Source organism: Tibeticola sediminis (assembly GCF_003843835.1).
GTDB classification, from domain to species: Bacteria; Pseudomonadota; Gammaproteobacteria; order Burkholderiales; family Burkholderiaceae_C; genus Tibeticola; species Tibeticola sediminis.
The window spans coordinates 904,313-920,042 of sequence record NZ_RKQL01000001.1; the positions used below are offsets into that span (position 1 = coordinate 904,313).

The 15,730-nt window shown below is 68.6% G+C and carries 12 protein-coding genes; 5 read left to right on the forward strand and 7 right to left on the reverse strand.

Annotated elements, in window-relative coordinates; all coding sequences use genetic code 11:
- Window positions 1–202 precede the first annotated feature (202 nt).
- From EDC62_RS04210 to EDC62_RS04220, 3 genes are read right to left on the reverse strand one after another with little or no spacing between them, the layout of a single operon-like run.
- On the reverse strand, window positions 203–1,516 hold the full coding sequence (locus EDC62_RS04210) for a YbbN family protein (protein WP_124220734.1): 1,314 nt from the start codon (window positions 1,514–1,516) through the stop codon (window positions 203–205).
- Window positions 1,513–3,507, reverse strand: a complete 1,995-nt coding sequence (locus tag EDC62_RS04215; protein WP_124220737.1) for a CHASE2 domain-containing protein — start codon at window positions 3,505–3,507, stop codon at window positions 1,513–1,515. The genes EDC62_RS04210 and EDC62_RS04215 overlap by 4 nt, the downstream gene beginning before the upstream one ends.
- Window positions 3,504–4,823 (reverse strand): FecR family protein, encoded by a 1,320-nt coding sequence (locus EDC62_RS04220; RefSeq protein WP_124220739.1) that lies wholly within the window; start codon window positions 4,821–4,823, stop codon window positions 3,504–3,506. The genes EDC62_RS04215 and EDC62_RS04220 overlap by 4 nt, the downstream gene beginning before the upstream one ends.
- 97 nt (window positions 4,824–4,920) lie before the next feature.
- Here EDC62_RS04220 and EDC62_RS12965 point away from each other — a divergent pair, with 97 nt between their 5' ends.
- Window positions 4,921–5,595 carry a Crp/Fnr family transcriptional regulator gene (locus EDC62_RS12965; RefSeq protein ID WP_170159005.1) on the forward strand — a complete coding sequence of 225 codons (675 nt, stop codon included), beginning with the start codon at window positions 4,921–4,923 and terminating at the stop codon, window positions 5,593–5,595.
- On the forward strand, window positions 5,592–6,632 hold the full coding sequence (locus tag EDC62_RS04230) for an acyltransferase family protein (RefSeq protein ID WP_124220744.1): 1,041 nt from the start codon (window positions 5,592–5,594) through the stop codon (window positions 6,630–6,632). Before EDC62_RS12965 ends, EDC62_RS04230 begins: the two co-directional genes overlap by 4 nt.
- Here the strand turns inward: EDC62_RS04230 and EDC62_RS04235 are convergent.
- Both EDC62_RS04235 and EDC62_RS04240 read right to left on the reverse strand, forming a co-directional pair.
- Complete coding sequence (locus EDC62_RS04235; protein WP_170159006.1) at window positions 6,605–7,531, reverse strand: GNAT family N-acetyltransferase; 927 nt, start codon at window positions 7,529–7,531, stop codon at window positions 6,605–6,607. The genes EDC62_RS04230 and EDC62_RS04235 overlap by 28 nt on opposite strands.
- Window positions 7,532–7,556: 25 nt before the next feature.
- The gene (locus EDC62_RS04240; RefSeq protein ID WP_124220750.1) at window positions 7,557–9,293 is read right to left on the reverse strand and encodes a PIG-L family deacetylase; all 1,737 of its coding nucleotides are present in this window, start codon (window positions 9,291–9,293) and stop codon (window positions 7,557–7,559) included.
- 108 nt (window positions 9,294–9,401) lie between these two features.
- Between EDC62_RS04240 and EDC62_RS04245 the strand changes: the two genes are divergently transcribed.
- From EDC62_RS04245 to EDC62_RS04255, 3 genes are read left to right on the forward strand one after another with little or no spacing between them, the layout of a single operon-like run.
- Window positions 9,402–11,471, forward strand: a complete 2,070-nt coding sequence (locus EDC62_RS04245; RefSeq protein ID WP_124220752.1) for a glycosyltransferase — start codon at window positions 9,402–9,404, stop codon at window positions 11,469–11,471.
- Complete coding sequence (gene wecB, locus EDC62_RS04250; RefSeq protein ID WP_124220755.1) at window positions 11,468–12,586, forward strand: non-hydrolyzing UDP-N-acetylglucosamine 2-epimerase; 1,119 nt, start codon at window positions 11,468–11,470, stop codon at window positions 12,584–12,586. Before EDC62_RS04245 ends, wecB begins: the two co-directional genes overlap by 4 nt.
- Window positions 12,583–13,722 carry a glycosyltransferase family protein gene (locus tag EDC62_RS04255; RefSeq protein WP_124220758.1) on the forward strand — a complete coding sequence of 380 codons (1,140 nt, stop codon included), beginning with the start codon at window positions 12,583–12,585 and terminating at the stop codon, window positions 13,720–13,722. Before wecB ends, EDC62_RS04255 begins: the two co-directional genes overlap by 4 nt.
- On the opposite strand, the gene EDC62_RS04260 is transcribed toward EDC62_RS04255, so the two are convergent.
- Both EDC62_RS04260 and EDC62_RS04265 read right to left on the reverse strand, forming a co-directional pair.
- On the reverse strand, window positions 13,723–14,961 hold the full coding sequence (locus EDC62_RS04260; RefSeq protein ID WP_124220761.1) for an ABC transporter ATP-binding protein: 1,239 nt from the start codon (window positions 14,959–14,961) through the stop codon (window positions 13,723–13,725). It lies immediately after the preceding gene.
- Window positions 14,951–15,727, reverse strand: coding sequence for an ABC transporter permease (locus tag EDC62_RS04265; RefSeq protein ID WP_124220763.1), 777 nt, complete (start codon window positions 15,725–15,727; stop codon window positions 14,951–14,953). Before EDC62_RS04265 ends, EDC62_RS04260 begins: the two co-directional genes overlap by 11 nt.
- Window positions 15,728–15,730: the final 3 nt, after the last annotated feature.

Sequence of the window (15,730 nt, forward strand, 5' to 3'; positions counted from 1 at the left end):
CGGGCATTGATCCAAGTCCAGCCCTAGCATGTGACGGGCGTCACAGGAACCGCGCGCAAAGTGTGGTGCAAAGCAGACACTCGGGTGGATGGAGGTACCCGACCCGATGCCCCCGGCTACCCCTGACCGCCGCCCTCTCCGACGCCTGCTGGAACAGGGACTGACCGCAGCGACCCAAAAAAGTGTCGGAAACGCAGCCGGTTCAGTGGCGCAGCGTGCGCTGCCACAGCAGTTGCGCGTTGTGCTCGCGCCAGGCAAAAAGCGGCAGGTTGGCGCGGCGCTGAGCGGTGGCAAGTTGCAGCGTCCAGCGCCCCCCGGCCGTGGCGAGCGGCAAGTGCCACCGCAGCGCAACTTGGCTCGTGAGCAGGCGGCGCGGCGCGCCCTCAGCCAGCAAGGGGCTGTAGCCGGAGGCATCGCCCTGCCATTGCAGCGCGGCGGTCGCCTGCCATGCGGGTGCGGGTTGCCAGGAGAGCTGGGCGCCCAGGCGCAGCAGGTCGGGCTGCGCGCTGTGGCGGACGATTTCGGCCTCGACCCAGCCGAGCGCCGCCACCGACTGCGCGGACGCGGTGGGCAAGGCATCGCTGCGCGCCACGACGGCGCGGGCAAGCCAGCCGCGGCGCCCGGTGTTTTCTTCGAACACGCCGACGCCGCAGAGCCAAGCGCTGCCGCCGTTGGCGCCCAGGCCGCAGCGGTGGGCGAGCTGCAGGCTGCTGCGGCCGCTGCCGTCGAGGCCGTACTGGGCGCCAAGCTGCAGCGCCCAGGGGCTGCCAGCGGGCGCAGGGGCACCCGGCGCCAGCGGAATGAGCGCGCCGAGCCGCCAGGCTGTGGGCGTGCCGGCGAGGCTGCTGCGGCGAAGCTGGGCGGCCCATTCGGTGCCGTTGGCGGCCTGGTGGCTGACTTCCGCCGTGGCGAGGCTCGCAGGCTCGGGCCGCTGGTTCAAGGCCGCGACGAGATCGCCGCCGGGCAGGGTGAGGCGGATTTCGCGCGCGCTGGTGACGGCCAAGGGGTTGCTGCTGCGTCCGAGGCCGAGCTGGACGGTGGTGTGGGCGGGGGCATCCGGTGCCGCGGGCAAAGGGCTCGCGGCAGCGGTGCGCAACTGGGCGAGGCGCGCGCGCTGGGCCGGGGGGGTGCGGGGGTCGGCTTCGAGTGCGGCGATGAGGGCTTGCGCGGTTTCGATGCGACCACGGTGCAGCAAGACGAGGGCGAGCTGCACGAGGCTTTCGGCATGCTCGGGGCTGAGCATGAGGGTGCGTTCGAGCAGCAGTTCGGCCTGCACCCAGTCCTGCCGTTGCAGCGCTTGCTGGGCTTCTTCCCAGGCGGCCTGGGCCTCGGGGCTCAGGGGGCTGCTTGCCTCAGGGGTTGGTGTGGCCGTGGAATGGGGTGGCACCGGCTCTGGCGTGGGCTGCGCCTGCGCATGGCCCAGGGCGAGCAGAGCGGCCAGCAGGGGCGCAGCGTTACGCAGGCGGCCGAAGTGGCGACTGAAGGGGCGGCCGCCGGCCCGAGCGCGCCGCTTCATGGCGTACACCACCAAAGCGGCTGCGCTTCGGGCCGGTCGGGCAACAGGAAGCGGCCGAGCGGGTGCAGGGGCGGCGCCGAGCCCCCCAGCTCGAGCGCCTGCGCGGCGGCGGGGCCGACGAGGATGGCGACGGCGAGCTCCGGCCCGAGCGCGAGCATGGCGGCGACGTCGTTGGCCGCTGGCCCGAGCAGCACGCTGCGGCGGCTGCGGGGGCCGCCGACGAGCCCGAGCAGATAGCTGCCGCTTTCGAGCGCGACGTAGGCGGACAAGGGCCGATCGGGCCGTTCGTTCTGGCGCAGCAGGGGCGTGAGTTCCGCGTACACGGCACGCGCACACGCCAAGGCGGCGTCCACGTCGGCCATGGAACGCCCGGGCCAGCCGAGGTAGAGCACACCGCCCTGGGCGTGCTCCATGGTGCCGCCGTAGCGCTGCGCCACGGACTGAACCGTGCTGTGCAAGGCATGAATGAGGGCGAGCGCCTGCAAGCTGTCGACCCGCGCCACCCAGGCGTCGAGCCCGTCGATGCGCAGCGCGAGCAGGCTGCCTTGGCAGGCTTGGCCGAGGCTCTCGCTGTCGACGGCCTGATGGGCGATGTGGCGCGCGAGCTGCGGCGGGACGAAACTTTCGAGCAGGAGCGCGAGCGCCTGCGCCCGCCGACGCTGCGCCACCCATTGCGTGGCGAGCAGGGCCAGCCAGAGGCTGAGGATGGCCGCCGTCGGCGCGGCGAGCGGCAAGGCGAGGCCTGCTTGCAGCCGCGCCCAGGCACCCAGCAGCGCAGGCAGCGCAAGCGCGAGCAGCGCCGAGCCGATGAGGGCGGCGGCGCCGGGCGCGGGCCGAGCCGGTTCGGGCGCGGCGGACTCGGCCGGGACGGGCTGCCCCGGCGCCCTCCTCGAGCGGCCGGAACGGTAGGGCAGTTCGACCACGCGCCACCACGGCCCCAGGGCGAGCGCGCCCAACAAGGTGAGTGCCGCGGCGAGCAGACCCGGATTCGGCAAGGCAACGCCAGGCCAGGCCCCGGGACGGAGCGCCTGCGCGATCAACTCGGCATGAATGCTGACGCCGGGCGCATGCGGGTGCAGCGGGGTGGGCATGAAGTCGCCGACGCCGACTGCGGTGGCACCAACGAGTGCGATGCGACCTTGGAGCGACGGCAAGGGCGCATCGGGCTGCAGCAGCAGGCGGGCGCTGAGCGCAGGCCATTGATCGTGCGGGCGGCGGTAGGGAATGCTGAGCTGGCCCTGGGCGTCGAGCGCGAAGCGCCAGCGGCCGCGCTGCAGCCACTGCGGCGCGTCGAGCCAGCCCTGACCCGGCTCCAAGCGCCAGGGTGAGTCGGCTGGGCTGGCGGCGGCTGCGGCCAGCGCCAGCTGGGGGTAGCGCAGGAGCGCGCCGGTGGCGGCCGCTGGGCCGCAGACGACGGCGGGCAGGCGGCGCAGCCGGCCGTCGGGGTCGGGCGTGGCGCTGAGGTGGCCGACCGCGCGCGGCGCGAGGCTTTCGGCGAGCCCCAGGTAACCGCGCCAAGGGGCGTGCTGGCTGCAGAGCGGCGGCGCGTCGGCGGCGGGCTGCAGGCGGCCCTGCTGCGGCGGGTCCTGCACGCTGGGGTCGAGCACCAGGGCTTGGCCGAGGACGATGTCGCCGGCGGCAAGCTGGCGCTGCAGTGCGGCGTCGCCCGCAGCGGGTTCGGGCAGCAGCAGGTCCCAAACCTGCAGCCGCACGCCGAGAGCGCGCAGACGCTCGGCCAACTGAGCCAGCAGCGGCCGCGGCCAGGGCCAGGGGCCGAGCTCTTGCAGGCTGCGCTCGTCGATGTCGATGAGGATGAGTTCCTCTGGTGCCGAGGCGGGGGTTTGCAGCCGGATGAGCTGGTCTTGCCAGAGGCGGTCGACTGCGCGGCTGGCGGGCAGTGGCGTGATCCCTGCGGCAAGCGCCAAGGCCAGGGCAAGGAGCGCGAGCGACGCGTAGACGCGCCCGAACCGCGCGGGCGCGGCAGCGCTCATTTGGCCGTCCAGAGCGTCATGCCCTGGTACAGGCCGGCGGCGGATTGGAGGTTGAAGAAGTAACCGGCCTCGCGCCCGTTGGCGGTGAGCGCACCGGCGACGCGCTGTTGCGGCCCGACCGAGAGCAGGATGCCGTCGCTGTTGACGCTGCCGCTGGCGGCGAGGGTTTGCGGCGGCTGACCGCTGGCGCTGAGCGTCAACTGGGTGGCAAAGCGCATGCGGTCGAAGTCGAGCGAGAGCGCGGGGGCGCTGACCTGCACGGGGCTGGCTTGCGTGGCCTGGATGAGCAGGGCGTCGGATGCCGCCAGCGCGAAGTCGGCTTGGCCGCGAAGATTGCGGTCCAGGCTGTCCCGCGGATCGTCACGGAAGAGCGCGAATTGGCCGAGTTCCCCGACCGTGGGATGGCGCCCCGCCGCCGCGGTGGCGTAATCGACCGCCAGCCGCCAGGGCAGATCCGCCGCGCCCGAAAAGCGGCCCCAGACGAGATGCTGCGGCAGCGGGACGGCGGGCGTTGCTTCGGGCGCAGCGGCAGGAGAGGACTGAGGCAGTGAAGCGCTGCGATTGCTCTCGAGCGCTGCCAGCGCAGAGTCATACGGGCCTGCTGCACCGTTGCGGGCCGTGTCTGCGCCCCGCGTGGCGCTGGCGGCCATCAGCCGAATGCCGAAAATCGCTTCGATGTCGGCCGGAGAGACGCTGCGTCGCTCGATCTGCCCGCCGGGGTGAACGATGAGGTATTGCGCCGCGTTGCCGGCGCTCAAGGTAGCCAGGGGACTGGCCGCATCCTCCGCCCCACCCGAGGGGAGCACGACGATCATGCCCTCATGAACATAGGTCTCGACCCCGCTGCTGCCGACCTTGGCCAAGAAGTCGGTGCCGCGCACCCCGATGACCGCGATGGGGGTGTTGAGCCGGTACCGTTCGGGCTGCAGATGCGCGCCCTGCCCCGAGATTTGCCGCATGGCGCCACGCACGAGGTCGAGTTGGATGCGGGTGTCTGCGCCCGAGGGGTCGATGCGGTAGCTGCGGATGACGAGTTCGGTTTCGGGCCGCACCGCAAGCCGCGCCTGGTCGCTGAACACGAGCATCAGCATGGCGTCCTTGCCGGTGACGATGCGGTCTTGCTCGGCCAGTTCCGTGCCGAGCGCAATGGGCTGGATACGGCCGCGCGCGTCGATGCGTTGCGCTTCGCCGACGGCGAGCGCCACACGCGCGACCGGCGAGACCAGCGCTGGCGGCTGCGCCCAGGCGTGGGCGTGTAGCGCACCGAGCACGAGGGCGAACATGAGCGAGGTCAGCTGGCGTATCTGGGTCCACATGGGTGGCTCCTGGTCGATCGACGCAAGGCAAAATGCCCGCTGCGTCCGTTTGAGACGATCTCATTTTACGAAGCCCCGCCCGAAGAGAGGAGAGGATTTGCCGGTATCGCCCCTGGTTTTGCAGGCCAGCGCTTTCTTTGCCCAGGCGCCCGAAGCCGCGTTGAGTTTCGCCGCGAGCCGCATGGAATTGTGGAGCCTGCGGCGCCGCGAGGTTCTGCCGCCCGATGGGAGCGCGTTCACCGGGTTCGGACTGGTGGTTCAGGGGAGCGTGCAGGCCTTGGAGCGCACCTTGGATGGGCGGGAAGCGCCGTTGGTCTCCGCGTCGGCCGGTGAGGTGCTGGGCTTGGCGCAGTTGTTAGCGGAACGCCGCTTGCCGATGCGCTGGGTGGCGAGCCAGGGGCCCGCCACTGTTGCGGTTTTGCAACAGTCCTTGGCCCTGGAACTGCTGCAGATGCCAGAAATGGCTTGGCGCGCGGCGCGCTGGCTGGCGCAGCAAGTCAACGACATGGCGGCGTGGCAAAAGTTCTTGGCGGTGCACCCGGTGAGCGCGCGGGTCTGCGCGAGCCTCTTGCATCTGATGGAGCCGGACGGGAGCTTGCGGCTGCCCACGCACGCCGAGTTGGGCTGGCGGCTCAACACGACCCGCGAGACGGTCACCCGCGTGTTACAGCGGCTGCAGCAAGACGGCGTGGTGCTGCGCGAGGGCGAGCTTTGGCGCGTGCGCCAAGCCGCGGCCTTGAGGCGTTTGGCGCAGGCGGAGAACCCGACATGATCTGGTCGGTCGAGGCCTGGCGTGGCGCGGCGGCGCTGCTGGTGGTTTGGGCGCATTGGGCGGTGCCATTGGGCTTCGAGCCGAACCTTGGCCGCTATGCCTTCGTGGGCGTGGATTTGTTTTTTGTACTGAGCGGCTTTGTGTTCGCGCCGAGCCTGTGGGGTGGCGTGGGGCCGCTGCTGCCTTATGCCGTGCGGCGTGCGATGCGGCTGCTGCCGGCGTATTGGGCGGCGCTGGCGGTCTATGTCGCCTTGGCTGCCGCTGCCGGAAAGCCGCTGCTGTACCTGCCGCAGCATGTGGTGCTGGCGCATCTGCAAAGCCGGGAGATGGCCTTTTACTACAACCCGGCGTTTTGGAGCCTGCCCGCGGAGCTGGAGTACTACGCGCTGCTGCCGGTCTTGGCCTGGGTGTGCGCGCGCTGGGGGCTGCGGGGGTTCGCCGCGATGCTGGCGGTGGCGATCGCGCTGCGGATCGGTTTGATGAGGGCGGCAGACGGGACTGCGCAGAACCTGGCCTATCTTGCGCTGCACCACCTGCCGGGTATGGCGGTGGAGTTCCTGTTGGGCGCATGGGCCTGGCATTGGGGGCGGCAGGCGGAGCCTGGGGCACGACGGTTCGCAGCCGTGCTGGGCGTGGCGCTGGGCGTGGCCACGGTGCTGTTGTACCCTGTGCTCGAGCGCTGGGCCGGCGGGCACGATTGGAAGAATGGTCAGCTCGGCGGCGTGACGGCGGCAGCCTTTGCGCTGTGGCTTGCGGGTACGGCATGGGCCGTTCCCGCAAGCCCCTGGATGCGCGGGTTGGGATGGTGGTCGGGCCGGCTGAGCTATGGGGTTTATCTGTTGCACATGGCGTGGCTGCCGGTGGCGGTCTTTTTTCAGAAAGTTTTGGGAGCTTGGCCAGCGCTATTGCTGGGTTTGGTGCTCCTGTTTTTGAGTGCTGAGGGGCTGCATCGGGCGGTCGAGGCGCCGGCTCGTCGCTGGGGCCGACGGTGGGCGCAGCGGCGCGCGGCTCAAAAGACGTCGGTATCGCCCGGCTGAAACCGGGGCAGCGGCCAGTCGGGGTGGAAACGTCCTGTGCCGCTGATCTCCACCGCGATGATCGGAGTCGCGACCATCGGAAAATCCCCCGGCAGCCAGCAGCACCAGCCGCCGGTTCGGCTGGCCGCAGCCAAAGCGGCCAGTGCCTGCCGCAGCGGAAGGTCTGCGGGCAGACTGGCGTCGATCACCTCAGGTGAGCCGGCTTCGCGCGTGACCAGCCAGCCCTGGGGCGATGCCCAGGTGCGGCGCAGCAGCCAAAGGCGGTAGCGCTGCGTGGGATGACGAGCGTAGCGCCAATCGAGGTAGGCGGCGGTTTTGAGCAGGCCGATGCCGGCAACCGATGGCGCCGCGGCGCGGCGCCAGAACGCGGCCAAACCTGGATCGCGCAAAGTAGACCACGGCACGGCCTGCGCACGCCAACCCTGGGTGGCGCGCCAGCGCGCGAGCAGCCCGCGCGGAGGGTCGCCGCCTTGCTGCGCCGCACAGGTGTAGAGCCGCCGGTAGAGACCCATGCGCTCCCCCAGACGCGCGGGGCGTATGCCCGGGAAGCCGTAAATAAACATCGGCCACGATGCAGGGCCGAGGTGCTGGAGCGTGTCATCGAGCGCACGCATGAGCTTGCGGTAGAGGTTGCCCGGGCCCAAATCGCCACGCACCTGGGGATGCACCATGACGTCGCAAACTTGAACCCAGCGCAGGGATTGGTCGCCCCAACGGCCCTCGAACATCTGCGCGCCCACATGCGCCACCAACTGGCCGTTCGAACCCACGCCGACCAGATTGGTCGATGCGAGGACGGGAGCCTCGGCAAACTTCCAGAGCCACTCGCCCGGGCTGCGGGGTTGGCCAAAGACCGCATGGAAAAGAGAGCACCCAGACTCAATGTCATGAAGGGCCATGGGCCGTATATCCACTGCTTTCATTTCAGTCGCCACGCAAGGCTCGGGCAAGCACTCGCAAGGGGCGGGTCCAACGCCAAATACGCGAGCGATGAATCAGGGTCAGCTCAACCTCAGCGGCGCGCAGCCGGGCCTCGGTGTCGTGCAGCCGGGCTTGGGTCGCTCGCAGTTGGCCCTGGGTCGCCTGCCAGGCGGTCTCGCGCGCATCCAACGCGACGGCATGCCAGACCAGGATGTCTGCCGCCTGCGCGGCGGACCATCGGAAGAGCTCGCGCTCGAGGATGCGGCGATGCCAGACGGCCCAATGTTGCGGGTGCGCGGGATTGGCCAGCTGCGAATGTCCCTGGCCCTGGCGGTAGAGCGCACTGATGCCGGGCACATGCTCGAAGGGGCCGATCGCGGCGAGCTGGCACCAGAAGTGCCAATCTTCGAGCACGGGCAGGGTTTCATCGAAGCGGACCTGCGCGCGCCGCGCCGCGTCGCGTCGGAACAGCACGCCGTGGATGGGAAGGAAGTTGATGCCCCTGAGCCGCTGGGGTGCCCAAGGCAGGTCGTACTCGCGGATGGTCTGGCCCGCCGCGTCGACGACGCGCACGCCGGCGTAAGCAGCAACGGCCTGTGGCGCGCGCTCGAGCGCTGCGACCAAGCGTTCGAGATGCTCGGGGAACAGCAGATCGTCATCGTCGAGAAAGATCGCCAGCGGCGCGTCGGCCGCTTCCATCAACCGGTTCGCCGCCTGTGCCCGGCCGAGCGCAGGGCTCTGCGAGGCGCAGGCGTCCTCGGTTTCGGCCTCTGTCGGCTCGATGAGGTGACAGACCAGCGCTGAATCGGGCAGCGGCAGTGGCCGGTGGCGGCGGCCGCTGGCATTGAGCACCCACACTTCGACGTTGGGATAGGTCTGCGCCGCGACGCTGGCGAGCGCGTCGGCGAGGCAGTCGCGGTCCATGCTGCGGATCAGGACGGCGACGCGCGGCAGGTCGGCCGGTTGCAGCGCAAGCGCATGCGCGCGGCGCTGGGCAAACCATGCGGCTGCAGCCGGTCCTTGCTGCCGTAAAGCGGTCGCATCCACGGAAAAGAACGCCTCGGCCGCGGCGCAGCCCGTATGTCCGAACGCGCGCACGCGGGCAAGCGCCTGGGCCTGTTCGAGATAGGGCTGCACGCGCAATTGCGAGCCGAAGGCCTCGATGGCTGCCCATTTGCGCTCGGCAACCGCTGAGATATCGACCCAAACGTTGGGAATCGTAGGTGAGCCGACCTCGTAAAACAGCACGCGCTCGATGCCCTGCCCCGCCTCGAGCCGCTGCAACACGGCAGCGAGTCCGGCGAGCGCCACGGCTTGATGGTCCGGGTGGGGTTCGCTGAGGGCGGGGAGGAGCACCGTCTGGCTGGCGTGTTCGGCGTAAGCACGAGCCAGAGCGTCGATCAGCGCGGGGGAATGGCGCAAGCCACCATCTGGGAACCCCGACAGCGTGATCGGTGGGGCGTAGCCGAGCCGTGCGGCCGCCGCGGCCGACTCCTGCACGCGGCCACCGGCGTGTTGCGGCGGCCCCAAAGAGGGTTCGTCCTGCGCCTCGCCATGGGTGAGCAGCAGCACCTTCGGGTCGAGCCCGGCGTCGGCCAGCTGCGCGAGCAAGCCGCCCGCGCCGAGCACCTCGTCATCGGGGTGGGGGGCGACGCACAGGACACGGCCGAGCGCTCGCGGCTCCAAAGCGGCTTGGTGAGCGGGGTGGGTCAGCGCTGGTTCGGGGGAGCGGTCTAGCATGAAGGGCAGAAGTCGTTGTGTGCAGCCAGCGCCGGCTGTTCCGGCCCCGTTGCTGGGCTGGAACTACACTTTGTGGTTTTTGTCGGCGACGCTCGTCGCAAAATCGTGATGCTTCGCGAACTCTATCACCGCCTCCCATTGCCCCCGAGTTGGAAACGCTGGCTGCAGCAGCAGCGCCGTCGCTGGCAGGCAGGACCCGCAGCCGCAGGCTGGCATAAAGCAAGGACGTCGACTTATCTCGGCCCCGCCGCCAAGCCGGGTATTCGTGACTGGGTGTTTTTCGGCGTGATCGACTGGCACTTTCGCCACCAACGGCCGCAGCAATTGGCACTGGCGCTGGCGCGTCAAACCGGGGGGCGGGTGTTCTACCTCACGCCTCATCTGCTCCCGCAGGCCGACGTGGGGTATGCGGTCGAGTGCATCGATGGTGCGGCTGCGGTGTACCAGATCGCGCTGCATGCGGCGACGATCCCCAATATTTACGAGCACATTCCCGACGTCCAAGCCTTGGCCCAGTTGCGCGCCGGCCTGGCGCAGCTTTGGCAGAACGCGGGTATCGACTCCGCCGTGTGCGTGGTGCAGCACCCGTTCTGGCTGGAACTGGCCCGCGGCTTTGGCGATGCCTTGCTGGTCTACGACTGCATGGATCACCACGCGGGCTTCGACAACACGGCCCCGGCCCATGAGGCCCGGGAACTGGAACTGCTGGCGCAAAGCGACCTGACGATCGTGACTTCGGACTTTCTCGAGGCTTGGGCGCGGCCGCACGCGCGCGCCGTGGCGATGGTGCGCAATGCGGCCGATGACGCCCACTTTCGGCAAGCCGCGCGACCCGAGACCATGGCCCTGCCGCCCAAGCCGCAGCCGATCGTGGGCTATTACGGGGCGATTGCAGGCTGGTTCGACCTGGCGCTGGTCGACGCGCTGGCCGGCCGGTTCCCGGACGTCGATTGGGTGCTGGTGGGCGACGACACCGCGGGTGCGGGCCGGGCGTTGGCGCATCATGCCCATGTACGCCTGCCCGGCGAAGTCGCCTACGCCGAACTGCCGCGGTGGTTGGCCACATTTGATGTATGCCTCATCCCGTTCCAACGCACGCCGCTGACCATGGCAACCAATCCCGTCAAGGTCTATGAATACCTGAGCGCCGGTAAGCCCGTGGTCGCGACCGATCTGCCGGAACTGAGCCCGCTCGCGGCCGAGGGGCTGGTGGCGCTGGCGCGTGATGTCGACGGCTTCGAGCGCGCGATCCGCGCCGCGCTCGCCGAGTCTGCCGACAAGCGGCAAGCGGCCGAGGCTGCGGCGCGGCGCATGGCCTACGCCCAGCAACAGACCTGGGACGCGCGGGCACGAACGCTGCAGGCGGCGCTGCAGGCTCTGCCCGAGCCGAGCGTGAGCGTGGTGGTGGTCTGCTACAACCAGTGGCGACTGACGCAGCGCTGCCTCGAGAGCTTGGAAGCCTGCGCCGACGGTGTGCCGCTGCAAGTGATTGCGGTCGACAACGCTTCGCGCGATGAGACCGCGGAGGGCTTGGCGCGTTGGCAAGCCCAGGATCCCGAGCGGCGTCGAGCGATCATCCAAGCCGAAAACCTCGGCTTCGCGGGTGGCGTCAATGCGGGCATGGCCCATGCGACGGGGGATTACCTGGTGGTGCTCAACAACGACACCATCGTCACACCGGGCTGGGCGCGAGGCCTGCGGCGACACTTCGAGCGCGAACCGCAGCTGGGCTTGCTCTGCCCGGTGACGAACAACATCGGGAATGAGGCACGGGTGGAATTGCCGGGCGACGGGCCTGAGGCCGTGTTGGCGGCAGCGCGGGCCTACACCCGGGCGCACGCCGGACAATGGATGCGTTTGCAAACCGCGGCCTTTTTCTGCGTGATGCTGCCGCGCCGGGTGTGGGCGCAGATCGGGCCGATGGATGAGCGGTTTTTTCCCGGCTTCTTCGAGGACGACGACTATTGCCGCCGATTGCAAGCGGCGGGCTATGCGATCGGATGCGCCGAAGATGTGTTCGTCTACCATGAGCTCTCCGCCAGCTTCGACCAGGAAGGGGCACGGCGCAAACAGGAGATCTTCGAGCGCAACCGGCGGCTCTATGAGGAAAAATGGGGGCGCTGGGAGCCGCACCGCTATCGTGCAAGCGCCGCCGAAGTGCTGGAGTCGTCGGAATGAAGCGCTGGCACCTGGCGGTTTTGGTCGGCACCCGGCCCGAGGCGATCAAGATGGCTCCGGTGATTCGAGCCATCGAGGCCGTGCCCGACGCCCGTTGCAGCTTGGTGCTGACCGGACAGCATCGCGACCTGGTGCAACCGATTTTGGACTTGTTCGGGCTGCACGCCGTGCATGACGTGCAGGTCATGCGCGAACACCAGTCGCTCGGGGCGCTGACGGCGCGGGCGCTGGCGGGATTGGACGCTTGGCTCGAAGCGGCGCAACCCGATGCGGTCTTGGGTCAGGGCGATACGGTGAGTGTGCTCGCAGGCTCGCTGGCGAGTTTCTTCCGGCGTATTCCGTTTGCGCATGTCGAAGCGGGGCTGCGCACCCAAAACCCACTGCTGCCGTTTCCGGAGGAAATGAATCGCCGACTCACGGCGCAAGTGGCACGCTGGCATTTCGCGCCCACCGAAGGCGCGCGGACGGCCTTGCTGCGCGAAGGCCATCCCGCGGCCCACATCGAGGTGACGGGAAATACGGTGATCGATGCCTTGCTCGAGGTCTTGGCGATGCCCCGCCCGGCCGACTTGCCTGGGGACGAGGGGCGTCCCTACGTTTTGGTGACGGTCCACCGCCGGGAAAACCACGGCGACGCGCTGATCCGGATTACCGATGCCTTGCGCGCCCTGGCAGCGCGATACCCCGAAATCGATTGGATTCTGCCGGTGCATCCCAACCCCTCGGTACGCGGAGCGGTGCAGCGTTTTCTGAGCGGATTCGCCAACATCCGCTTGATCGAACCCGTGCCTTATGGCCATTTTTGCTGGCTGATGAGAGGGGCGCGGTTGATTTTGTGCGATTCTGGCGGGATCCAAGAGGAAGCCCCCGCACTCGGGGTGCCGGTGCTCGTGCTGCGGGACGAAACCGAACGCCCCGAAGCGGTCGCGATCGGCGCCAATCGCTTGGTTGGCACGATGACCGAGGCGATCGTGGAGGGGACCCGGGCCTTGCTGGAGGATGACGCGCTCTACGCGCGGATGGCCAGTGCGGGCTCGCCGTTTGGAGATGGCCACGCCGCCGAACGCATCGTGACGCGCCTGCTGGGCGACCTGCGTGCCAGCGAGCGCCGATGAAACTGCTCTACCTCTCACCGGTACCCCTGGCGAGTTTCGCCCAGCGGCCTCATCACTTCGTGCGCTGGGTGCATGAGCGCTTTGGAGCGCAGGTTTTGTGGATCGAACCGCCGCCGGCGCGCCTGCCACGATGGTCGGATCTGTCGAGACTGCGTCTCGGGGCGGGGCGGAAAGCCGCCTTGGCGGACGCTTGGACCCAAGACGCCTGGATCCAGCGCTTGCGCGTGCCGGCCCTACCCTTCGAGCCTTGGTCTGCGGGCCGTGCGATCAACGAACGGCTCCAGACCCGGGTGTTGCGGCAACTCGACGCCTGGGTGGATGGACAAACCTGGCTCGCGTTTGGGAAACCCTGCGCACTGGCGCTGGCGCTGCAGCGCCGTTATGCCGACCGCCCCAGCTTGTTCGACGTGATGGATGCCATCCCGGAGTTCAGCAGCGGGCGATCGAGGCAATGGTTGTCCCAGTGCGAAACCCAGCTGGCGGCATGCTGCGACCAGGTGGTCGCGTCGGCACCGTCGCTGCTCACGCGCCTGGGGATCGACCCCCCAGACACGCGGGCCTGCGTGATTTCGAATGGCCTGGTGCCGCCCGACCCCGGCATGACCACGAGGCGCCTGCCATCACCGAACGGGCCGCCGCGATTCGTCTATGTCGGCGTGATCGCGCCCTGGTTCGATTGGGAAGCCGTGCTGGCTCTGGCCCGGCGTTTCCCAGCTTCGCCGATCCGCTTGATCGGTCCCTGCCACCAAGCGCCGCCCTGTGCCTTACCGTCCAACGTTCAACGGCTCGGTCCGTTGGCCCATCAAGCGCTCGATGCCGTCTTTCTGGAGGCGGACATCGGACTCATCCCTTTCCTGGACAACGCATTGACGCGCCATGTCGATCCGGTCAAGTTTTACGAGTACCGCGCGGCGGGACTCGGCGTTTTGAGTACCCGGTTTGGCACCATGAGCGCCCGCGGCCCCAATGATCAGGTTCTGTTCTTCGACGCGCAACCGAGCGCGCCAGCCTTGCGTGCGCTGGCCCAAGCCGCCGCCGATGAACACGCGCGTGCCAGCTTTTGCGCCGAGCATGCGTGGGCGCGGCGATGGGAGCGACTGGCTCCCTGGTTCACCGCCGAGACGAATGGGCGGTAACTACGGACCCCAGCGGCCGGACCAAACGAAGAAACCCAAATCCAGCGTGTCGCGGTGAAGGTTGATGTGGGCGACCGGATCGATCCATTGGTAGACGTGGATGCCACGTTCGCACAGGATGTAGGCGCCGACGCGGTACCGACCTTTGTTGAAGGGCAAATGGTCGCACTCGAAAACAGCCGTCGCACGGCCCTGCCGGTCGCGGGTCAGTGGCCGTCCACTGCCGAGGGAAAACTGCGTCGCCAGAATGCGCCCCGATTCGGAGGAAAGGACGACTGCCGCCGTCGGTGCGGGCAGCGCGGGATCGGACTCGAAGTCGATCTCGACGCGCAGCGTCGATGCCCCGCTGCGGCCGTAGAGTTCATCCCCGACCTGCCCGTCGAGCGCCACGCGGACCGCCACCAGGCGCGCCTGGCCTTGCAGCGATTCCGGAGCTTGAATCGGGTTGCCCGCCTGCGTCGGGTCATGGGCCGCATGGGGCGCGACCACCGGCGGCGCGGCTGCTTGGTCGAGAAACTCTTGATAGTGCGCCAAAACCCGAGTCACCTCGCCTTGCTCACGCACCCGGCCTTCATGCAGCCACATCGCCGTGTCGCAGAAGACCTCGACATGGAAGAGCGCGTGGCTGCAAAACAAGACGGTGGCACCCCGTTGGCGGATTTCCATGATGCGGTCGAAAGACTTGCGTGCGAACGCCCCGTCGCCGACCGAAAGCGCTTCGTCGACGATGAGGATGTCGGGCTCGACGCTCGTGGCAATCGAAAAAGCCAGCCGCACATACATGCCGCTCGAGTAGGTTTTGACGGGCTGGTCGATGTGATGACCGATGCCCGAAAAATCGATGATGGCATCGAGCCGCTCGGAGATTTCCCGCTCGCTGAGGCCCAGGGTCGCCGCATTCAGAAAGATGTTTTCTCGCCCGGTGAATTCCGGGTTGAAGCCCGAGCCCAACTCGAGCAAGGCCGCGATGCGGCCCTGGGTGCGCACCCGGCCGGTACTCGGCGTGAGCGTGCCCGCGATCAACTGCAGCAAGGTCGACTTGCCCGCACCGTTGAGGCCGATGATGCCCATCGCCTGCCCTCGCCCGAGCCGAAACGTCACGTCGCGCAGCGACCAAAATTCCTGCGCGGCGGTCTTACCGCGAGGCCACAGCGCCTCGCGCAGCCGCTCGATCGGGTGCCGGTATCGCCGGTAGCACTTACCGAGTTGTTCGGCCTCGATCACCCAGTCAGAGCACATCGGCAAAGCCTTCCTGCAAGCGGTGGAACCAGAGGTAACCCAAGACCGCTGAGCCAGCCGCTGCAAGACCGTGGCCGACGAGCAGGGATGGGTCGGGTGGCTGCCCTTGCATCAGCGCTGCGCGCAGCGCCTCCATGGCCCAGGCTACCGGATTGGCCCAGGCCAGCCAGTTCCAGGAATCCGGGAAGACACTGCCCGGATAAAACACCGGCGCGATGAACATGAGCACCGAGGTCACCGCGGGCGTGATCTGCGCGGTATCGCGCACATACACTCCGAGCGCGGCCAGCCACCAGGCCAAACCGAGCGCATACCCAGCCAGAATCACCAGCACGGCCGGCACGCTCAGCCACGCCCATGCGACGCTGCCCCAAACGAGGGCAGCGAACATGGCCAAGCTCAAGCTCAAAATCGCCTGCACGCCGGCGGCGCCAACGGTCACCGCCGGCAGCAACACCAGAGGGAACCGCACCTTGGTGACGAGATTGGGCTGCCCGAGGATCGATTGCGGTGACCGGTTGAGCACCTCGGCCACGAAGTTGAATACCGCGAGGCCTATGAACACCTGCAAACCATAGTACTCGGCGCCTGCCGCGGCTGCGCTGGGCCATCGAACGCCCATGAACCGGTAGAACACGAGCGTAAAGACCATCAATTGCAAAACCGGCTGTAGCAAGGTCCAGGCCACGCCCAACATGGACCCGCGGTAACGCCCCTGAACCTCCCGGCGCAGCCACTGCCGGTACAGATAAATCCACTGGTGCATCAA